This window comes from Pseudomonas sp. IT-P395 (genome assembly GCF_949767675.1).
Classification (GTDB): domain Bacteria; phylum Pseudomonadota; class Gammaproteobacteria; order Pseudomonadales; family Pseudomonadaceae; genus Aquipseudomonas.
In genome coordinates, this window is record NZ_CATKPW010000017.1 from 1 (window position 1) to 19515 (window position 19515).

Sequence of the window (19515 nt, forward strand, 5' to 3'; positions counted from 1 at the left end):
GCTTACAGAGAATTACTGGCAAGAAACGACATGCAGCAGAGCATGAGCCGTAAAGGTAATTGCTGGGACAACGCAGTGATGGAGCGCTTCTTTTTGAGTTTGAAAATGGAGCGGGTATGGCGACGTGACTACGCGAACCACGCTGAAGCGATCCGCGACATTACCGAATACATCGTTGGGTTTTACAACAACGAACGGCTGCACTCGAAACTGGGATATCTGCCACCGACCGTTTATGAGCGAGCGATGGCGTCAAAACCACCTATCGAGGTGTCCGGAATTAGTTGACCACTGCAACCGCGTTGAACTCAGATTCTGAAAAGCTCACAAATCGGCTCCCTCTCCCTCGGGAGAGGGCTGGGCGGGCGGTGTTCCGATGAGGGGCAAATCCACCACCGAACCAAAGCCGAACACACGCTCTTCACCACTCAACAGGATGAGCGTTAGCTCGGCTGCAGCTCTTGATCTGTAAGCGACGTCGGAAGGCTGAGTGGAGGGATTGATCCGGGCGTGGGAGCGCAGCGACCGTTTGGCGAAGCCAAACACAGCGAGAGGAGGTGCAGCGAAGCAAACCGTAGGCGCTGCGCCCGGATCGATCCCGCAGCGAAGGAACCCCGAGCCCCAGCGAGCGGGCCGGACGTAGGAGCAAGCGTTTTTTGCTTACTTTTTTTGGCGTTTGAAAAAAAGTGAGTCGCCGTAAGGGCGAAACCCTAATCAGCCGTTACCGCAGCAACGGATATACACCCAATAAAAAACACACCAAAGTCCGATAACCGCCCACAAAAAATGCCCCGATCTCTCAACCGGGGCATTCAGCACAACATTACAAAACCATCAAACCATCAATGCGAAACCGCCCCACTCGCCCCCAACCCCGTCTGCGAACGCACAAACTGCGGGAAGAACAACGCCCGCTCATTGTCCGCAGCCGCCGACTTGTCAGTAATCGAGAAGAACCAGATCCCCACAAAGGCAATGATCATCGAGAACAACGCCGGGTATTCGTAAGGGAAGATCGCCTTCTCATGATGCAGAATCTGCACCCAGATGGTCGGGCCAAGGATCATCAGGCCAACCGCACTCACCAGACCCAACCAGCCGCCAATCATCGCCCCACGAGTGGTCAGCTTCTTCCAGTACATCGAAAGCAACAGCACCGGGAAGTTACAGCTGGCAGCGATCGAGAACGCCAGGCCCACCATGAACGCAATGTTCTGACTTTCGAACAAGATGCCCAAGCCAATCGCCAGCACCGCCAAGGCAATGGTGGTGATCTTCGAGACACGAATCTCGTCCTTCTCGTTCGCCTTGCCCTTCTTGATCACACTGGCGTACAGGTCGTGAGAAACCGCCGAAGCACCGGCCAGGGTCAGGCCTGCCACTACCGCCAGAATGGTCGCGAACGCCACCGCCGAGATAAAGCCGAGGAAGATACTGCCGCCGACCGCGTTGGCCAGGTGCACCGCCGCCATGTTGTTGCCGCCCAACAGCGCGCCAGCAGCATCTTTGAAGGCCGGGTTAGTGCTGACCAGCAGGATCGCGCCGAAGCCGATAATGAAGGTCAGGATGTAGAAGTAGCCAATGAAACCGGTTGCGTAGAGCACGCTCTTGCGGGCTTCTTTTGCGTCACTCACGGTGAAGAAGCGCATCAGAATGTGTGGCAGACCAGCCGTACCGAACATCAGCGCCAGACCCAGCGAGAACGCCGAAATCGGATCCTTGACCAGACCGCCCGGGCTCATGATCGCTTCGCCTTTGGCGTGAACCTTGATCGCTTCGGAGAACAGCGTGTTGAAGTCGAAGCCTACGTGCTTCATCACCATCAGCGCCATGAACGAGGCACCGGACAGCAACAGCACAGCCTTGATGATCTGTACCCAGGTGGTCGCCAGCATGCCGCCGAACAGCACGTACATGCACATCAGTACACCGACCAGAATCACCGCGACGTGGTAGTCCAGACCGAACAACAGCTGGATCAACTTGCCGGCACCGACCATTTGCGCGATCAGGTAGAACGCCACCACCACCAGCGAACCGCAGGCAGACAGGGTGCGGATCTGGGTTTGCCCGAGGCGGTAGGACGCCACGTCGGCAAAAGTGTATTTACCCAGGTTACGCAGACGCTCGGCGATCAGGAACAGAATGATCGGCCAGCCCACCAGGAAGCCGATCGAGTAGATCAGGCCATCGTAGCCGGAGGTGAATACCAGCGCGGAAATCCCCAGGAAGGAGGCCGCCGACATGTAGTCACCGGCAATTGCCAGACCATTCTGGAAACCGGTGATCTTGCCGCCCGCCGCATAGTAGTCGGCCGCCGAGTTGTTTTTCTTCGAGGCCCAGTAGGTGATGTATAAGGTCGCGCCAACGAACGCGACGAACATCAGGATCGCAGGAATGTTCAGCGGCTGTTTGGCCACCTCCCCCGTCAATGCGTCAGCCGCCCAGACACTCGGCGCAAAAGCCGCAACACTCAATAAAGCCAGTAGACGCCGGATCATTGCTGAGCCTCCTTGAGAATCGCATTGTTCAGGTCGTCAAACTCGCCATTGGCGCGGCGCACGTAGATAGCGGTGAGGATGAATGCGGAAAGAATGAGTCCGACACCGATTGGAATTCCCCAGGTAATCGAGGATTCCGGACTGAGTTTCGCGCCCAGAATATGCGGCCCGTAAGCGATCAACAGGATGAAGCCAGAGTAAAGCCCGAGCATGATCGCCGAGAGTATCCAGGCGAACTTTTCCCTTTTTCGCACCAGCTCCTTGAATCGGGGACTGTTTTGAATCGAGAGGTAAATGCTGTCGTTCATTGTTTTTATCCTCGCAGCACAGATTATTGTTGGAACATAGCTAATGTATGCGGCTGCGGGAGCGGTAACAGACGACCTTAGTAGTAGAACGCCATGACACTTTTGCCAATTTCCGGTACACGCAAAACAACTGTAGGAGTGAGCCTGCTCGCGATGGCGTCGTATCAGTCGACATTTTCATCAACTGACAGGACGCTATCGCGAGCAGGCTCACTCCTACAGGGGTACAGCGGTGTGGCGGTTATTTGGTCCAGTCAGCCACGCGATCCGGGTGTTTGGCGACCCAGTCTTTCGCCGCGGCATCAGGCTTGGCACCGTCCTGAATCGCCAGCATGACTTCGCCGATTTCGTCTTTCGACGCCCACTGGAAGTTCTTCAGGAACTTGGCCACTTCCGGTGCTTTGGTCGCGAGTTCTTTGCTGCCGATGCTGTTTACGGTTTCAGCTGCGCCGTACACGCCTTTCGGGTCATCGAGGAAGCGCAGTTTCCACTTGGCGAACATCCAGTGCGGCACCCAACCGGTGACGGCGATGGATTCGTTTTTCTTCTCGGCACGGGTCAGCTCGGCAATCATGCCGGCGCCGGAACTGGCTTTGAGGCTGTATTTGTCGAGGCCGTAATCCTTGATCGCCTGATCGGTCTTGAGCATGACGCCTGAACCGGCGTCGATGCCGACGATGCGATTTTTGAAGGTGTCATCGGTTTTCAGGTCTTCGATCGACTTGGCTTTCACATACTCCGGCACGATCAGGCCGATTTTCGCATCCTTGAAGTTCGGGCCGTAATCGACGACCTGATCCTTGTTCTTCGTCCAGTATTCACCGTGGGTCACTGGCAGCCAGGCCGAGAGCATGGCGTCGAGTTTGCCGGTGGCTACGCCCTGCCACATGATCCCGGTGGCGACGGCTTGCAGTTTCACGTCGTAGCCGAGTTTCTGCTTGATCACTTCGGCCGCCACGTGGGTGGTCGCGACGCTGTCGGACCAGCCGTCAACGTAACCGATGTTCAGGGTCTGTTTTTCTGCGCTGGCGAAAGTGGAACTCATCGCAAGCACCAGAGCAGCACTTGCGCCTAAAAGTCGTCGCATCTTCATCGTTACTTCCCCGAAATGCTGCGCCCGACGGATGACGGGCGGCGTCAACGTATTGTTATGGTGCACGGCGCCCCCATCACGCCTGACCGCAAACTCGTTAGAACATCAGCGGAGCACTGATGGCTTGATCATCAACCTCAGGCGGCAGTCGACCTGCTCTGCCAGCGACCTCAAGACAACGAGAAACGACATCACAAGGCCATTAATGACGTCTGAATATTTGGCGCCAGACAATCCGCCCGAACTTTGCATGTCAAAATCATGCGAGCCACCAACCCCTCTATAAATGCAGGTAACATGCGTCGCTTTGCAGCCACTCGGCCTGACCATGTCCGCGACCTCCCGCTTCCCTTTTCTGCCTTATCTCTTCGCCTGCCTGCTGGGGCTGTTTGCACTCGCTGGCTTCTGGTACGGCCTCGGCCAACCGGTGATCCTGCCGGACGCCGCTACGCCGACGCATAAATTGCAATGCGCCTCCTACACCCCGTTCGATAAAGACCAGTCGCCGTTCGACGTGCCGTTCAAGCTGCGCCCCGAGCGCATGGACGCTGACCTCGCGCTGCTGGCGACACGTTTTGAGTGCATTCGCACCTATTCGATGACCGGCCTCGAGGCGCTGCCGGATCTGGCGCGCAAACACGGCTTGAAATTGATGATCGGCGCGTGGGTCAACAGCAACCCGGTAGACACCGAGAAAGAAGTCGACCTGCTGATCAAATCAGCCAACGCCAACCCGGACGTGGTCAGCGCGGTGATCGTCGGCAACGAAGCGCTGCTGCGCAAGGAAGTCACTGGCGCGCAACTTGCCCGGTTGATCAACAAGGTGAAGGGCCAGGTCAAGCAACCGGTCACCTATGCCGATGTCTGGGAGTTCTGGCTCAAGCATCCGGAAATCGCACCGGCGGTGGATTTCCTGACCATCCACTTGCTGCCGTACTGGGAGGATGATCCGTCGAACATTGACGTCGCCCTGCAACATGTCGCGGATGTGCGTCAGGTGTTCGGCAATAAATTCGCGCCGAAAGACGTGATGATTGGCGAAACCGGCTGGCCGAGCGAAGGCCGCCAGCGCGAGACCGCCCTGCCGAGCCGGGTCAACGAGGCCAGGTTCATTCGTGGTTTTGTCGCAATGGCCGAGAAAGAAGGCTGGCATTACAACCTGATCGAAGCGTTTGACCAGCCATGGAAGCGCGGCAGTGAAGGCGCGGTGGGCGGTTACTGGGGACTGTTCGATGCTGATCGTCAGGACAAAGGCGTACTCGCCGGACCGGTGACGAATGTACCGTTCTGGAAAGAATGGCTGGCGGTCGGCGGGTTGATTTTCCTTGGCACGCTGATCCTTGGCGGTCGCGTTCGTACCACGCGCTCGGCGCTGGTGTTGCCGCTGCTGGGCGCCCTCGCCGCTTGCTCGATTGGCGCCTGGGGTGATCTGGCGCGGGTGACCACGCGGTTCACCAGTGAGTGGCTGTGGGTCGGTTTGCTGACGGCGCTGAATCTGTTGGTACTGGCACACGCGGCACTGACGCTGAGCGCGCGAACTGGCTGGCGTGAGCGGGTGTTCAATCTGCTGGAGCGGCGCGCCGGCTGGCTGGTCGCGGCAGCAGGCTTTGCCGCAGCGGTGATGATGCTGGAGATGGTGTTTGATCCGCGTTATCGCAGCTTTGCAAGCATGGCGTTTGTGCTGCCGGCGCTGGTTTATCTGTGCCGGCCGGTCAGCGTGCCGCGTCGTGAAATTGCCTTGCTGACCTTCATTGTCGGCGCGGGGATTGCGCCGCAGCTGTATCAGGAAGGTTTGCAGAATCAGCAGGCGTGGGGTTGGGCGTTGGTCAGCGCTCTGATGGTCGCTGCGTTGTGGCGCTGCCTCCGCGTTCGCAAGGCCTGATCTTTAGCGCCTTCCAAGCCCTCATCGCTGGCAAGCCAGCTCCCACAGGATATTGATTGAACACAACATGTGTGTACGACACAAAAACCTGTGGGAGCTGGCTTGCCAGCGATGACTGACTGTCAGGCGCTACGGGACTCGCGGACCAACCGCAACCCGGCAATCACCAGCGCAAACACTGCCAACGTGGTGTTGTACAACGCCAGTGCCGGCATCCCAAACACCAGCGCCAGCACCGCCAGCCACCACCCTGCCCGCCCCGGCAAGACAAAACCGATCAACGCCGCACCCAGCGCCGTCCAGCCCAACACCTTGAAGTGAATCATCAAGCCAAGGTTCGACCGCACCTGACATTCCCAGCGACTGGCCTCGTCGACGCAGATGCCCACCCACTTGCCGTCTTCCATAAAGCCATAACGCGCGCCATAACTGGCGGCCAGCCACAACGGCAACAGAACGAGCAGTAAAATCACGGGCAAACGGCGGGACATGAAACACTCCAATCTTCGGAAATCGGCGGCCAGCTTAATCTGCCGCCAGCCGTGTGCAAGAACTAACAACTGTTAACTGTTCATTCAGGGCGTGCAAAGTGTATCGTCCAGCTACTATTACTCCGAATTCTGCCTGTTTGGTGCCGCAGCATGGCACTTTGGCGCAACCCCGGTGGTCATAGCCTGCGAACTTCATTCGGCACCTTCCTCTAAGGGATCTAGTCATGCTCCGTTCCTTGCGCTTCGCCGCGCTGTTCAGCGGCCTTATTTTGAGTGCGTCCGCACTGGCGGTGGATATCGACGCCGCCAGTTATGGCTACCCCCTGACCAACCCGTTCGAGGCGACCATCGCCACGACGCCGCCGGACTTGCGCCCGGAATTGCCGCTGGACGACGACATCAATCAGTCGGACCGCAGCCTGACCTTGCGCCCGGAGCGAGAGTTCATCCTGCCGGACAACTTCTGGGCGGTGAAAAAGCTCACCTACCGCATCGCCACCCAGGACAAACCGGCCCCGCTGATCTTTCTGATTGCCGGCACCGGCGCACGTTATGACAGCACGCTCAACGAATACCTGAAAAAGCTCTACTACAAGGCCGGCTACCACGTCGTGCAGTTGTCGTCGCCGACCAGTTTCGACTTCATCAGCGCCGCCTCACGCTTCGCCACCCCGGGCGTGACCAAGGAAGATGCCGAAGACATGTACCGGGTGATGCAAGCCGTGCGCGCGCAAAACCCGAAACTGCCGGTGACCGAGTACTACCTGACCGGTTACAGCCTCGGCGCCCTCGATGCTGCTTTCGTTGCGCATCTGGACGAGACGCGCCGCAGCTTCAATTTCAAGAAAGTCCTGCTGCTCAATCCGCCGGTCAACCTCTACACCTCGGTGACCAACCTCGACAAGCTCGTGCAAACCGAGGTGAAAGGCATCAACACCAGCACCACATTCTACGAGCTGGTGCTGTCCAAGCTGACCCGCTACTTCCAGCAGAAAGGCTACATCGACCTCAATGACGCGCTGCTTTACGACTTCCAGCAGTCCAAGCAGCACCTGACCAACGAACAGATGGCGATGTTGATTGGCACCTCGTTCCGTTTCTCGGCAGCCGACATTGCCTTTACCTCGGACCTGATCAACCGTCGCGGCCTGATCACCCCGCCGAAATTCCCGATCACCGAAGGCACCAGCCTCACGCCGTTCCTCAAGCGTGCGTTGCAGTGCGACTTCGACTGCTACCTGACCGAACAGGTCATTCCGATGTGGCGTGCACGCACCGACGGCGGCAGCCTGCTGCAACTGATCGATCAGGTGAGCCTGTATGCGCTCAAGGATTACCTGCACGACAGCCCGAAAATCGCCGTGATGCACAACGCCGATGACGTGATCCTCGGTCCGGGCGACCTCGGTTTCCTGCGCAAGACCTTCGGTGATCGACTGACCGTTTATCCACTCGGCGGCCATTGCGGCAACCTTAACTACCGCGTCAACAGCGACGCCATGCTGGAGTTCTTCCGTGGCTAAATATCTCCTGCTGATGGCAGCGCTCCTCTGCGCAGGCGTGGCCCAGGCCGACAACAGTAAAGCCAACGCACCGGTCGTCGTCGACAGCGACGGCTTCAAGGAACCGCTGTCCAAACTCAAGTTCAACCCGGGGCTGGATCAGCGTGAATTTGAGCGTTCGACGCTCAACGCGCTGAACGTCTACGATCCGTTGGAGTCGTGGAACCGCCGGGTTTACCACTTTAACTATCGCTTCGACCAATGGGTGTTCCTGCCGGTGGTCGATGGCTATCGCTACATCACGCCGAGCTTCGTGCGCACAGGCGTAAGCAACTTCTTCAACAACCTCGGTGACGTGCCGAATCTGGTCAACAGCCTGTTGCAGTTCAAAGGCCAGCGCTCGATGGAAACCACCGCGCGCCTGCTGCTCAACACCACCATCGGCATCGCCGGTCTGTGGGACCCGGCTACTGCCATGGGCCTGCCGCGCCAGAGCGAAGACTTCGGTCAGACCCTGGGCTTCTACGGTGTACCGGGCGGCGCCTACTTCGTGCTGCCGATCTTCGGACCGTCGAACATCCGTGACACTGCCGGTCTTGCCGTGGATTACACCGCCGAATCGGCGATCAACTTCCTCAACGTCTCGGAAGTCAGCTCCAACCATCCGGAAGTCTGGGCGTTGCGTGCAGTCGACAAGCGTTATCAGACCAGCTTCCGTTACGGCCAGATGAACTCGCCGTTCGAGTACGAGAAGGTGCGTTACGTGTACACCGAAGCGCGCAAGTTGCAGATCGCCGAATAGTTTTTGGCAGGTACAAAAAAGGGCCATTCGATGCGAGTCGAATGGCCCTTTTTCAATGGCACAACACTCCTACAAAGGTTATGTGTTGTTGATTAGTTTTTCAGAGCTTTCCAGATCTTGCCGACAACGGCAACCACCGCCAGCACCACCGCGCCAGCGATGATCCCCGCCACACCATTAAGCAACATCGGCACCGCAAACCCGGCACTACCGGCTGCCGCACCAACGCCTTCAATCCAGTCATGCACTACCGGCACGCCATGGGTGAGGATGCCGCCGCCGACCAGGAACATCGCCGCCGTACCGACCACCGACAAGGTTTTCATCATGTACGGCGCCGCACTCAGGATGGCGCTGCCGACTTTCTTGGCAAACTGCCCAGGTTTCTGCGTCAGCCACAGGCCGAGATCGTCGAGTTTGACGATGCCCGCCACCAGGCCATAAACGCCCACCGTCATCACAATCGCAATGCCGGACATCACGATCACTTGCTGAGTCAGCGAGGCCGTTGCCACGGTGCCCAGAGTGATGGCGATAATCTCTGCCGAAAGGATAAAGTCAGTGCGAATCGCGCCTTTGATCTTGTCCTTTTCGTACGCCACCAGATCGGTCGCCGGATCAGCTACCGCCTCAGTCAGTTGCGCATGTTCGGCCTCGTCTTCAGCCTTGCTGTGCAGAAACTTGTGCGCAAGCTTCTCGAAACCTTCGAAACACAGATACGCACCACCCACCATCAACAACGGTGTTACCAGCCACGGTACGAACGCACTGATCGCCAGCGCCGACGGCACGAGGATCAATTTGTTGACGAAAGAACCTTTGGCCACGGCCCAGACCACCGGGATTTCCCGCTCGGCACGCACGCCGGAGACCTGCTGGGCGTTGAGCGCCAGATCATCGCCGAGCACCCCGGCGGTCTTCTTGGCAGCCATTTTGGTCATCAACGCCACGTCGTCCAGCACGGTGGCAATATCGTCGATCAGCACCAGCAAACTGCTTCCTGCCATGAATCCTGTTTCCTTTTATGTATGAATGTTGCGAAGCATAACGCGACCTTAGACCACGCGGGGCATTCTTGAGCGTCGCGCGAGGCCGGTGCTACCATGCGCAACCGCCAGAACAGGCAAGGAACCACCGGGTTTATGAGCACAATCCGCGAGCGCAACAAAGAACTGATCCTGCGTGCCGCCAGTGAGGAGTTTGCCGACAAGGGCTTCGCTGCGACCAAAACCAGCGACATCGCCGCCAAGGCGGGATTGCCCAAGCCCAACGTCTACTACTACTTCAAGTCCAAGGAAAACCTTTACCGCGAGGTATTGGAAAGCATCATCGTGCCGATTTTGCAGGCCTCGACCCCGTTCAATCCGGACGGCGTACCGAGCGAAGTGCTGAGTGGCTACATCCGCTCGAAGATCCGCATCTCCCGCGACCTGCCCTTCGCCTCGAAAGTATTTGCCAGCGAAATCATGCACGGTGCGCCACATTTGAGCGCCGATCTGGTCGAGCAACTCAACGGCCAGGCCAAGCACAACATCGACTGCATCCAGAGCTGGATCGACCGCGGCCAGATCGCCCCGATCGACCCTAATCACCTGATGTTCAGCATCTGGGCCGCGACCCAGACCTACGCCGACTTCGACTGGCAGATTTCTGCGGTGACCGGCAAGGACAAGCTGGACGAGGCGGATTATGAAGCGGCGGCACAGACGATTATCCGGTTGGTGTTGAAGGGGTGTGAGCCGGACTGAAACACCGTGGAGACGCCATCGCGAGTAGGCTCGCTCCTACATTTGGAATGCGTTCCCCTGTAGGAGTGAGCCTGCTCGCGATCGAGGCAACTCGGTTTCAGCTCAAACCCAAATAGCATCCCACAGCGGATAGTCGCCAAGCTTCTCCACCAGCCCGGCCCGCAACGGGTTGGCCACGACATAACGCGCCATCTTCAACAGGTCTTCTTCCCGTCTCAGCGCGCGGTCATGAAACCCTCTCTGCCAGAGAACGCTGTTTCCACCGGAAGCTTGCCTGACAGCCTTGGTACTCAGCGATTTGGTTTTTTGCATCACCTCACTCAATGAACCTCGTCGCAATTCAATCAACCAATGGAAATGATCTGGCATCACTACCCAGGCTAGTGAACTTACCAGCCCTGAATCTTGCGCGTGCCGGAATTGATCAGCGACCAGTTTGCCCAAAGCAAAATTCGTGAAGATCGGCCTTCGTTGATAAGTGGTGCTGGTTAACAGGTAGATTCGACTGACTTCGGTATAGCGCCCGACTCGCAATTTATGTGCTGCAGGTAGATCCGGCATTCCTTTGCCCTCTGTGATCAGGTCATGAAAAGGCTAGTACCGGGAAAGACAAATGGAGCGGTCAACTGTTGGCTGGATGTGTCTGGTAGATAGCGATCGCGAGCAGGCTCACTCCTACAGGGGATCTGGGGTGTTCATACATTTTGTGTCTGAACAAAAATTCCTGTAGGAGTGAGCCTGCTCGCGATAGCGGTTATTCAATCAACGCAGATTCAAGCAGCCACCCCCGCATCCGCCCGCAACTCCAGCGCCTCCACAGCTTTAATCGCCACCTGCTCATCAATGTCCGACAAATCCCCGCTAATCCCGATCGCGCCCAGCACGTTCCCCGCCTGATCCCGAATCAACACACCACCCGGTGCCGGCACGACGCTGCCCTGGCCCATGCTGTTCAGCGCGGCAATAAACGCCGGGCGTTGTTGTGCATCCAGTGCCAGCAGGCGTGAGCCTTTGCCCAGGGCGATGGCGCCCCAGGCTTTGCCGATGGCGATGTTCGGGCGCAGCAGGCTGGCGCCGTCTTCGCGTTGCAAGGTGATCAGGTGGCCGCCGGTATCGAGTACCGCGATGGTCAGCGGCGCGGCGTTGATGCCGCGCCCTGCATTGATGGCCTGATTGACCAGGTTGACTGCGACTTTCAAGGTTAAAGCGCTCATGGTGCCGTCCTCATTTTGTTATAGGGAAAGTCGTGGGCCTGCGGTTTTCTGCCGCAGGCCGATGCAACAAATAGAACACAATGAGTTATTTTTTTGTATACAATAATTCTCGAAAAGCGCCACATGCGACGAAAAGCCACACTCAGGCAGGCTTCCGACGAATGAAACAGGCGCTTGAGAAAATGGATTGACCTGCGCCGTCCGCCGTGAATACACTCTGCGCAAAGCCACTTGTATACAATTACAAAACGTAAAGAGGCACAAAACCATGAGCAAAATGAGAGCAATCGAAGCCGCCGTTCTGGTGATGCGCCGTGAAGGGGTTGATACCGCTTTTGGCATCCCGGGCGCTGCCATCAACCCGCTGTACTCCGCCTTGCAGAAAGTCGGTGGCATCGATCACGTCCTTGCTCGCCACGTTGAAGGCGCCTCGCACATGGCCGAGGGCTACACCCGCACCAAGGCCGGCAACATCGGCGTGTGCATCGGTACTTCCGGTCCTGCCGGTACCGACATGGTCACCGGGCTCTACAGCGCCTCGGCCGACTCGATTCCAATCCTCTGCATTACCGGCCAGGCACCCCGCGCCCGTATGCACAAGGAAGACTTCCAGGCTGTCGACATCACCAGCATCGTCAAGCCAGTGACCAAGTGGGCAACGACTGTTCTGGAACCGGGCCAAGTGCCTTACGCGTTCCAGAAAGCCTTCTTCGAAATGCGTTCCGGCCGTCCAGGCCCGGTGCTGATCGACCTGCCGTTCGACGTGCAGATGGCCGAAATCGAATTCGACATCGACGCCTACCAGCCGCTGCCATTGGCCAAGCCGACCGCGACCCGCGTTCAGGTTGAAAAAGCTTTGGCTTTGCTTGATCAGGCTGAGCGCCCACTGTTGGTTGCCGGTGGCGGCATCATCAACGCCGACGCCAGCGATCTGCTGGTTGAATTCGCTGAACTGACCGGTATTCCGGTGATCCCGACCCTGATGGGCTGGGGCACCATCCCGGACGATCACCCGTTGATGGTCGGCATGGTCGGTCTGCAGACGTCGCATCGTTACGGCAACGCCACCATGCTGAAATCCGACGTGGTGTTGGGGATCGGTAACCGTTGGGCTAACCGTCACACCGGTTCGGTTGACGTTTACACCGAAGGTCGCAAGTTCATTCACGTCGACATCGAAGGCACGCAGATCGGTCGTGTGTTCACCCCGGATCTGGGCATCGTTTCCGACGCCGCTGCTGCGCTGACCGTGTTCATCGAAGTGGCCCGTGAATGGCAAGCCGCCGGCAAGCTGAAAAACCGCAGTGCCTGGCTGCAAGACTGCCAGCAGCGCAAAGCCAGCCTGCATCGCAAGACCCACTTCGACAACGTGCCGGTAAAACCGCAACGCGTTTACGAAGAAATGAACCAGGTGTTCGGCAAGGACACCTGCTACGTCAGCACCATTGGTCTGTCGCAGATTGCCGGCGCGCAGTTCCTGCACGTCTACAAGCCGCGTCACTGGATCAACTGCGGCCAGGCCGGCCCGTTGGGCTGGACCATTCCGGCAGCGCTGGGCGTGGTCAAGGCCGATCCGAGCCGGAAAGTCGTGGCCCTGTCGGGGGACTATGACTTCCAGTTCATGATCGAAGAACTGGCGGTCGGCGCTCAGTTCAAACTGCCGTACATCCACGTCGTGGTGAACAACTCGTACCTGGGTCTGATCCGTCAGGCCCAGCGCGGGTTCGAAATGGACTACTGCGTGCAGCTGTCCTTCGATAACCTGAACGCGCCGGAACTCAACGGTTACGGTGTTGACCACGTCGCAGTGGCTGAAGGCCTCGGCTGTAAGGCGCTGCGTGTGTTCGAACCGTCGGAAATCGCCCCTGCCCTGCGCAAGGCCGAACAGATGATCGAAGAGTTCAAGGTGCCGGTGATCGTCGAGATCATTCTGGAGCGTGTGACCAACATCTCCATGGGCACCGAGATCAACGCCGTCAACGAATTCGAAGACCTGGCGCTGGTCGGCAACGATGCGCCAACGGCGATTTCGCTGCTTGATTGAACGTAGCTAGCCCCCTCTCCCTCCGGGCGGTCCGACGTTTCGGGAGGGCTGGGGTGAGGGAAAGGTTTTGCGGTGCTCGCAAAATTCGGATCAGACTCAGGGTCCCCCTCACCCTAACCCTCTCCCCCAGGAGAGGGGACTGATCGCGAACAATCTGACCCACCGTGTCACATCCGTTTTTAGGAGACCACCATGCCGCGTTTCGCAGCCAACCTGTCCATGCTGTTCACCGAACAGGATTTCCTTGCCCGTTTCGACGCCGCCGCCAAGGCTGGTTTCAGCGGTGTCGAGTACCTGTTCCCGTACGACTTCAGCTCTGCCGAAATCAAGGCCAGGCTCGACGCCAACGGTCTGACTCAAGTGCTGTTCAACCTGCCGGCCGGTGACTGGGCCAAGGGCGAGCGCGGTATCGCGTGCCTGCCGGATCGGGTCGAAGAGTTCCGCGCCGGTGTCGATCTGGCGATTGCCTATGCGCAAGTGCTGGGCAACACCCAGATCAACTGCCTGGCCGGTATTCGTCCACAAGGCGTTGACGATGCCACGGTAGAAAAGACCTTCGTCGCCAACCTGAAATACGCCGCCGACAAGCTGCAGGCAGCGGGCATCAAACTGGTGATGGAAGCGATCAACACCCGCGACATCCCGGGTTTCTACCTGAACAACACGGCGCAAGCCCTGTCGATTCGCGAGCAGGTCGGCAGCGCCAACCTGTTCCTGCAATACGACATCTATCACATGCAAATCATGGAAGGCGATCTGGCCCGCACCCTGCAATCGCATCTGGGCGAGATCAACCATGTGCAGCTCGCGGACAACCCGGGCCGCAACGAACCCGGCACTGGTGAAATCAACTACCGCTTCCTGTTCGAACACCTTGATCGCATCGGTTATCAGGGTTGGGTGGGTTGCGAATACAAGCCGCTGACCACCACCGAAGCAGGCCTCGGCTGGCTGAAAACCCACAACGCAATCTGAACGAACACATGACCCTGTAGGAACTGCCGAAGGCTGCGATCTTTTGATCTTGTTTTTACAGATCAAGATCAAAAGATCGTCCGAACGCGGCCCGAGCCTTCGGCAGCTCCTACGGCTGTTTATAAAAACAAGAGGATTTTCTCATGGCTAAAATCGGATTTATCGGCACCGGCATCATGGGCCACCCAATGGCTTCGAACCTGCAGAAAGCCGGTCACAGCCTGTTCCTGTCGGCGCACCACGACGCCGCCCCGGCCGACCTTGTCGCCGCTGGCGCCGTCGCCCTGGCCAACCCGCGCGAAGTGGCGCAGGAAGCTGAATTCATCATCGTCATGGTCCCGGATACCCCACAGGTCGACGACGTACTGTTCCGCGCCGACGGTGTTGCCGCCGGCCTGAGCAAAGGCAAAATCGTTATCGACATGAGCTCGATCTCGCCAACCGCCACAAAGGCTTTCGCGGCGAAGATCAACGAGAAAGGCGCGCAGTACCTCGACGCACCGGTTTCCGGTGGTGAAGTCGGCGCCAAAGCCGCGACCCTGAGCATCATGATCGGTGGTGACGCGGATGCCTTCGAACGCGCCCTGCCGCTGTTCCAGGCCATGGGCAAGAACATCACTCTGGTCGGTGGCAATGGCGACGGTCAAACCGCCAAAGTCGCCAACCAGATCATCGTCGCCCTGAACATTCAGGCCGTTGCTGAAGCCCTGCTATTCGCTTCGAAAAACGGTGCTGATCCGGCCAAGGTGCGTGAAGCACTGATGGGCGGTTTCGCCTCTTCGAAGATCCTCGAAGTGCACGGCGAGCGCATGATCAAAGGCACTTTCGATCCAGGCTTCCGCATCAGCCTGCACCAGAAGGACCTGAACCTGGCCCTGCAAGGCGCCAAGGAACTGAACATCAACCTGCCGAACACCGCCAACGCCCAGCAAGTGTTCAGCACCTGCGCAGCGATCGGTGGCAGCAACTGGGACCACTCGGCGCTGATCAAGGGTCTGGAGCACATGGCCAACTTCTCGATTCGCGATAACAAATAAGCCCTGCCCCGTCGCTCGTTCCCACGCTCTGCGTGGGAATGCAGCCCGGGACGCTCCGCGTCCCTGCCGAAGCGGACGCAGAGCGTCCATTGAGGCATTCCCACGCAGAGCGTGGGAACGATCATCAGCACTAAACCAAGAACAATAAGATTGGGAGCCCGCCATGTCGGTCGATCCGCAACAACTGCTGCGCGAGCTGTTTGCCACAGCCATCGACGCGGCCCATCCGAACCAGGTCCTCGAAGCCCATCTGCCTGCAGATCGCAGCGGCCGGGTGATCGTCATCGGTGCCGGCAAAGCTGCCGCCGCGATGGCGCAAGTGGTCGAGCGCTGCTGGGAAGGTGAAGTATCTGGCCTGGTTGTAACCCGCTACGGTCACGGCGCCCCCTGCGAAAAAATCGAAGTGGTCGAAGCCGCGCATCCGGTACCGGACGCTGCCGGCCTGGCCGTAGCCAAACGCGTGCTCGAACTGGTCAGCAACCTGACTGAAGACGACCGCGTGATCTTCCTGCTCTCCGGTGGTGGCTCTGCCCTGCTGGCGTTGCCGGCCGCAGGCATCACCCTCGCCGACAAGCAGTCGATCAACAAAGCCCTGCTCAAATCCGGCGCGACCATCGGCGAGATGAACTGCGTGCGCAAGCACCTCTCGGCGATCAAGGGTGGGCGTCTGGGCAAGGCTTGCTGGCCTGCCACTGTTTATACCTACGCGATTTCCGATGTACCGGGCGACCTCGCCACGGTCATCGCTTCCGGCCCGACCGTGGCCGACCCAAGCACTTCCGCTGAAGCGCTGGCGATCATCAAACGCTACGGCATCGAGATCCCCGCTTCCGTGCGCAACTGGCTGCAAAGCCCTGAATCGGAAACCGTCAAACCCGGGGATCCGAGCCTGGCGCGCAGCCACTTCCAGTTGATCGCCCGTCCTCAGCAATCGCTGGATGCCGCTGCGGTGAAATGCCGTCAGGCCGGTTTCAGCACGCTGATCCTCGGCGACCTCGAAGGTGAGTCGCGCGAAGTGGCGAAAGTCCATGCCGGCATCGCCCGCCAGATCATCCATCACGGTCAACCATTGGCAGCACCGTGCGTGATTCTCTCCGGCGGCGAAACCACCGTGACCGTGCGCGGCAATGGCCGTGGCGGACGCAACGCCGAATTCCTCCTCAGCCTCACCGACAGCCTCAAAGGCCAGCCCGGCGTTTACGCCCTGGCCGGTGACACCGACGGCATCGACGGCTCGGAAGACAACGCTGGCGCGATCATGACCCCGGACAGCTACGCCCGCGCCGCCGCCCTCGGTTTAAGCGCCAGCGATGAACTGGATAACAACAACGGCTACGGCTATTTCGCGGCGCTCGATGCGCTGATCGTCACCGAGCCGACCCGCACCAACGTCAACGACTTCCGCGCCATTCTGATCCTTGAGAGCTGCAAATCATGACGCCTGATAAAAAGGTCAAAATCCTCGCCACCCTCGGGCCAGCTGTCGATGGCATCGAAGACATCCGCGAACTGGTCGAGGCCGGGGTGAATATCTTCCGCCTGAACTTCAGCCACGGCGATCACGCCGACCACGCCAAGCGCTATCAGTGGATCCGCGAAGTCGAGCGTCAGCTCAACTATCCGCTGGGCATTCTGATGGACTTGCAGGGGCCGAAACTGCGCGTCGGCAAGTTCGCCGACGGCAAGGTGCAACTGCATCGCGGTCAGGCCTTCCGTCTGGATCTGGACGCGACACCGGGCGATGAGCGCCGAGTAAACCTGCCGCATCCGGAGATCATTGCCGCGCTGGAAGCCGGCATGGATCTGCTGCTCGACGACGGCAAACTGCGTCTGCGCGTGGTCACCAAATACGCCGACGCGATCGACACCACCGTGCTCAACGGCGGCGAATTGTCGGACCGCAAAGGCGTCAACGTGCCGCAAGCGGTGCTCGACCTCAGCCCGCTGACCGCCAAGGATCGCCGCGATTTGAGCTTCGGCCTGGAACTGGGTGTGGACTGGGTCGCGCTGTCGTTTGTGCAGCGCCCACAGGACATCATCGAAGCCCGCGCATTGATCGGCGACAAAGCCTTTCTGATGGCGAAAATCGAGAAGCCGTCAGCCGTTGAACAACTGCGCGAAATCGCTGAATTGAGCGACGCGATCATGGTTGCCCGTGGCGACCTCGGCGTCGAAGTGCCGGCCGAAAGCGTGCCGCAGATTCAGAAAAACATCATCACCACTTGCCGCGAACTGGGCAAACCGGTGGTGGTGGCGACGCAGATGCTGGAATCGATGCGCTTCTCCCCTGCTCCGACCCGCGCTGAGGTGACGGACGTTGCCAACGCCGTGGCCGAAGGCGCTGACGCGGTGATGCTGTCGGCGGAAACCGCGTCCGGCGAATACCCACTCGAAGCTGTGCAGATGATGAGCAAAATCATTCGCCAAGTGGAAAACGGCCCGGACTATCAGACTCAACTCGACGTTAGCCGGCCGAAAGCCGAAGCAACCGTTTCCGATGCGATCAGCTGCGCGATCCGGCGCATCAGCAACGTGCTGCCGGTGGCGGTGCTGGTCAACTACAGCGAATCGGGCACCTCGAGTCTGCGTGCAGCGCGGGAACGGCCGAAAGCGCCGATCCTCAACTTGACGCCGAACCTGCAAACCGCACGGCGTTTGAGCGTGGCGTGGGGGATTCATTCGGTGGTCAACGATCGTCTGCGTCAGGTCGATGAGGTTTGCTCAACCGCGCTGGAAATCGCCCAGGCCCAAGGCATGGCCGAGCGTGGCGACACGCTGCTGATCACTGCCGGCGTGCCGTTCGGCCAGCCGGGGTCGACCAACTCGCTGCGGATCGAAACATTGATTTAAGCCCCCCACCATGATCGTTCCCACGCTCTGCGTGGGAGTGCGGCCCGGGACGCTCTGCGTCCCAAGAGCAGACGCAGAGCGTCCTTTGAGGCATTCCCACGCAGAGCGTGGGAACGATCAGCTGCCCAGATTTTCTCAACATGCCTGCCAATCATTTCAACACCCACTGCCCCGACTGGGCCGAGGCTTTGCTCAACGGTTTCAGTCAGATATTCCTCCAGCGCCATCCGCTGTGCGGCCTGCTGTGCCTGTTGGCGATCCTGCTGACCGCACCTGTGCTGTTCGCCGGTGCGCTGCTCGGTGCCGTCGCCGGATTGCTCACGGCGCAACGGCGCAACTACGCCAAGGCTGATCGCCAGGCCGGGTTGTTCAGCTACAACGGCATTTTGCTTGGCCTGTTGCTGAGCCTGTATTTCCCGTGGTCGCCGCTGCTGCCACCGCTGATTCTCGCCGCTGGCGGCCTGAGCGCGATGATCACGCAGCAGTGGCTTAAATACGTGTACAGCAGCCGATCGATCCCGGCCTATACCTCGCCGTTCGTGGCGATGAGCTGGGTTCTGCTGCTGTTTGCCGAACCATCGGCGCCGATGGCGCACGTCGAAATGAACACACTGAACCTGCTCGCCGCTGAACTGCGTGGCCTGGGTCAGGTGATGTTCCTCGGTCATCCACTGGCCGGCGCGTTGATCGCCATAGGTCTGTTGATCGCTGATCGCCGGGCGTTTTGCTGGGCAATGCTCGCCTCGGCGATCGGCCTCGGTTCGAGCCTGCTGCACCACGAAACCAGCGCTGCGCTGTCAGGACTCGGCAGCTACAACGCCGTGCTCGCCGCCCTCGCCTTCTCCGCGCAACGCCAACAACCGTGGCTGCCGCTGCTCGGCATCGTCCTCGCGTTGCTGGTTACGCCGTTGTTTGCGGCGGTTGGCCTTGCGACCCTGACCGCGCCGTTCATCCTCGCCGGCTGGCTGATCCGCGCCGGCATCCAGATGCTTGGCAAAGCCATCGTCGAGCGTGCGCCTTGCGCTCATGGGGAGAATCAACCTAGGCTGCGCTGATCTTCGATTCAGG

18 protein-coding genes are annotated in these 19515 nt (G+C 59.2%); 11 read left to right on the forward strand and 7 right to left on the reverse strand.

Annotation, left to right across the window (positions count from 1 at the left end):
* A partial coding sequence (locus ACM6IN_RS14415) for an integrase core domain-containing protein (RefSeq protein ID WP_414916246.1) occupies positions 1 to 288 on the forward strand: 288 nt, incomplete at its 5' end.
* 554 nt (positions 289 to 842) lie between these two features.
* Here ACM6IN_RS14415 and ACM6IN_RS14420 read toward each other — a convergent pair.
* From ACM6IN_RS14420 to ACM6IN_RS14430, 3 genes are all read right to left on the reverse strand, one after another.
* Positions 843 to 2501: a cation acetate symporter gene (locus tag ACM6IN_RS14420; RefSeq protein WP_007919906.1), complete on the reverse strand. Its 1659-nt coding sequence runs from the start codon at positions 2499 to 2501 to the stop codon at positions 843 to 845.
* A complete protein-coding gene (locus tag ACM6IN_RS14425) occupies positions 2498 to 2809 on the reverse strand; it encodes a DUF485 domain-containing protein (RefSeq protein WP_007919908.1) in 312 nt (103 codons plus the stop codon). The genes ACM6IN_RS14420 and ACM6IN_RS14425 overlap by 4 nt, the downstream gene beginning before the upstream one ends.
* 241 nt (positions 2810 to 3050) lie before the next feature.
* Positions 3051 to 3902, reverse strand: a complete 852-nt coding sequence (locus ACM6IN_RS14430; protein WP_007919916.1) for a glycine betaine ABC transporter substrate-binding protein — start codon at positions 3900 to 3902, stop codon at positions 3051 to 3053.
* Between the two features lie 286 nt (positions 3903 to 4188).
* On the opposite strand from ACM6IN_RS14430, the gene ACM6IN_RS14435 reads away from it, so the two are divergent.
* Positions 4189 to 5784: a beta (1-6) glucans synthase gene (locus ACM6IN_RS14435; protein ID WP_414916247.1), complete on the forward strand. Its 1596-nt coding sequence runs from the start codon at positions 4189 to 4191 to the stop codon at positions 5782 to 5784.
* A 122-nt stretch (positions 5785 to 5906) separates the two neighbouring features.
* On the opposite strand, the gene ACM6IN_RS14440 is transcribed toward ACM6IN_RS14435, so the two are convergent.
* Positions 5907 to 6275 carry a hypothetical protein gene (locus tag ACM6IN_RS14440; protein ID WP_007919927.1) on the reverse strand — a complete coding sequence of 123 codons (369 nt, stop codon included), beginning with the start codon at positions 6273 to 6275 and terminating at the stop codon, positions 5907 to 5909.
* A gap of 224 nt (positions 6276 to 6499) precedes the next feature.
* Between ACM6IN_RS14440 and ACM6IN_RS14445 the strand changes: the two genes are divergently transcribed.
* Both ACM6IN_RS14445 and ACM6IN_RS14450 read left to right on the forward strand, forming a co-directional pair.
* On the forward strand, positions 6500 to 7798 hold the full coding sequence (locus ACM6IN_RS14445) for a serine protein kinase PrkA (protein ID WP_007919928.1): 1299 nt from the start codon (positions 6500 to 6502) through the stop codon (positions 7796 to 7798).
* Positions 7791 to 8579: a VacJ family lipoprotein gene (locus ACM6IN_RS14450; RefSeq protein ID WP_007919929.1), complete on the forward strand. Its 789-nt coding sequence runs from the start codon at positions 7791 to 7793 to the stop codon at positions 8577 to 8579. Before ACM6IN_RS14445 ends, ACM6IN_RS14450 begins: the two co-directional genes overlap by 8 nt.
* A gap of 92 nt (positions 8580 to 8671) precedes the next feature.
* On the opposite strand, the gene ACM6IN_RS14455 is transcribed toward ACM6IN_RS14450, so the two are convergent.
* Positions 8672 to 9586, reverse strand: a complete 915-nt coding sequence (locus ACM6IN_RS14455) for a DUF808 domain-containing protein (protein ID WP_414916248.1) — start codon at positions 9584 to 9586, stop codon at positions 8672 to 8674.
* 135 nt (positions 9587 to 9721) lie between these two features.
* Here ACM6IN_RS14455 and ACM6IN_RS14460 point away from each other — a divergent pair, with 135 nt between their 5' ends.
* Positions 9722 to 10327, forward strand: a complete 606-nt coding sequence (locus ACM6IN_RS14460) for a TetR/AcrR family transcriptional regulator (RefSeq protein ID WP_007919931.1) — start codon at positions 9722 to 9724, stop codon at positions 10325 to 10327.
* A gap of 102 nt (positions 10328 to 10429) precedes the next feature.
* Here the strand turns inward: ACM6IN_RS14460 and ACM6IN_RS14465 are convergent, their stop codons facing one another.
* Both ACM6IN_RS14465 and ACM6IN_RS14470 read right to left on the reverse strand, forming a co-directional pair.
* Complete coding sequence (locus ACM6IN_RS14465) at positions 10430 to 10888, reverse strand: REP-associated tyrosine transposase (RefSeq protein WP_414916249.1); 459 nt, start codon at positions 10886 to 10888, stop codon at positions 10430 to 10432.
* 212 nt (positions 10889 to 11100) lie between these two features.
* Positions 11101 to 11541, reverse strand: a complete 441-nt coding sequence (locus tag ACM6IN_RS14470; RefSeq protein WP_007919933.1) for a GlcG/HbpS family heme-binding protein — start codon at positions 11539 to 11541, stop codon at positions 11101 to 11103.
* A gap of 268 nt (positions 11542 to 11809) precedes the next feature.
* Here ACM6IN_RS14470 and gcl point away from each other — a divergent pair, with 268 nt between their 5' ends.
* The 6 genes from gcl (at position 11810) to ACM6IN_RS14500 (ending at position 19502) form a co-directional block, all read left to right on the forward strand.
* The gene (gene gcl / locus ACM6IN_RS14475; protein ID WP_007919935.1) at positions 11810 to 13585 is read left to right on the forward strand and encodes a glyoxylate carboligase; all 1776 of its coding nucleotides are present in this window, start codon (positions 11810 to 11812) and stop codon (positions 13583 to 13585) included.
* Positions 13586 to 13777: 192 nt separating this feature from the next.
* The gene (gene hyi / locus ACM6IN_RS14480; RefSeq protein ID WP_016987505.1) at positions 13778 to 14560 is read left to right on the forward strand and encodes a hydroxypyruvate isomerase; all 783 of its coding nucleotides are present in this window, start codon (positions 13778 to 13780) and stop codon (positions 14558 to 14560) included.
* Between the two features lie 143 nt (positions 14561 to 14703).
* Positions 14704 to 15597: a 2-hydroxy-3-oxopropionate reductase gene (locus tag ACM6IN_RS14485; protein WP_007919937.1), complete on the forward strand. Its 894-nt coding sequence runs from the start codon at positions 14704 to 14706 to the stop codon at positions 15595 to 15597.
* Positions 15598 to 15760: 163 nt separating this feature from the next.
* Positions 15761 to 17035 carry a glycerate kinase gene (locus tag ACM6IN_RS14490; RefSeq protein WP_095114129.1) on the forward strand — a complete coding sequence of 425 codons (1275 nt, stop codon included), beginning with the start codon at positions 15761 to 15763 and terminating at the stop codon, positions 17033 to 17035.
* Positions 17032 to 18447 carry a pyruvate kinase gene (pyk, locus tag ACM6IN_RS14495; protein WP_095114130.1) on the forward strand — a complete coding sequence of 472 codons (1416 nt, stop codon included), beginning with the start codon at positions 17032 to 17034 and terminating at the stop codon, positions 18445 to 18447. Before ACM6IN_RS14490 ends, pyk begins: the two co-directional genes overlap by 4 nt.
* A gap of 140 nt (positions 18448 to 18587) precedes the next feature.
* Positions 18588 to 19502: an urea transporter gene (locus ACM6IN_RS14500; protein ID WP_414916250.1), complete on the forward strand. Its 915-nt coding sequence runs from the start codon at positions 18588 to 18590 to the stop codon at positions 19500 to 19502.
* Positions 19503 to 19515: the final 13 nt, after the last annotated feature.

What these genes read in the sequence shown, in the direction of transcription:
- ACM6IN_RS14420 (WP_007919906.1), bottom strand. Translation starts at nt 2,501, where the DNA reads ATGATCCGGCGTCTACTGGCTTTATTGAGTGTTGCGGCTTTTGCGCCG.
- ACM6IN_RS14465 (WP_414916249.1), bottom strand. Translation starts at nt 10,888, where the DNA reads ATGCCGGATCTACCTGCAGCACATAAATTGCGAGTCGGGCGCTATACC.
- ACM6IN_RS14470 (WP_007919933.1), bottom strand. Translation starts at nt 11,541, where the DNA reads ATGAGCGCTTTAACCTTGAAAGTCGCAGTCAACCTGGTCAATCAGGCC.
- ACM6IN_RS14455 (WP_414916248.1), bottom strand. Translation starts at nt 9,586, where the DNA reads ATGGCAGGAAGCAGTTTGCTGGTGCTGATCGACGATATTGCCACCGTG.
- gcl (WP_007919935.1), top strand. Translation starts at nt 11,810, where the DNA reads ATGAGCAAAATGAGAGCAATCGAAGCCGCCGTTCTGGTGATGCGCCGT.
- ACM6IN_RS14485 (WP_007919937.1), top strand. Translation starts at nt 14,704, where the DNA reads ATGGCTAAAATCGGATTTATCGGCACCGGCATCATGGGCCACCCAATG.
- ACM6IN_RS14430 (WP_007919916.1), bottom strand. Translation starts at nt 3,902, where the DNA reads ATGAAGATGCGACGACTTTTAGGCGCAAGTGCTGCTCTGGTGCTTGCG.
- ACM6IN_RS14460 (WP_007919931.1), top strand. Translation starts at nt 9,722, where the DNA reads ATGAGCACAATCCGCGAGCGCAACAAAGAACTGATCCTGCGTGCCGCC.
- hyi (WP_016987505.1), top strand. Translation starts at nt 13,778, where the DNA reads ATGCCGCGTTTCGCAGCCAACCTGTCCATGCTGTTCACCGAACAGGAT.
- ACM6IN_RS14440 (WP_007919927.1), bottom strand. Translation starts at nt 6,275, where the DNA reads ATGTCCCGCCGTTTGCCCGTGATTTTACTGCTCGTTCTGTTGCCGTTG.
- ACM6IN_RS14490 (WP_095114129.1), top strand. Translation starts at nt 15,761, where the DNA reads ATGTCGGTCGATCCGCAACAACTGCTGCGCGAGCTGTTTGCCACAGCC.
- ACM6IN_RS14435 (WP_414916247.1), top strand. Translation starts at nt 4,189, where the DNA reads ATGCAGGTAACATGCGTCGCTTTGCAGCCACTCGGCCTGACCATGTCC.
- ACM6IN_RS14445 (WP_007919928.1), top strand. Translation starts at nt 6,500, where the DNA reads ATGCTCCGTTCCTTGCGCTTCGCCGCGCTGTTCAGCGGCCTTATTTTG.
- pyk (WP_095114130.1), top strand. Translation starts at nt 17,032, where the DNA reads ATGACGCCTGATAAAAAGGTCAAAATCCTCGCCACCCTCGGGCCAGCT.
- ACM6IN_RS14500 (WP_414916250.1), top strand. Translation starts at nt 18,588, where the DNA reads ATGCCTGCCAATCATTTCAACACCCACTGCCCCGACTGGGCCGAGGCT.
- ACM6IN_RS14425 (WP_007919908.1), bottom strand. Translation starts at nt 2,809, where the DNA reads ATGAACGACAGCATTTACCTCTCGATTCAAAACAGTCCCCGATTCAAG.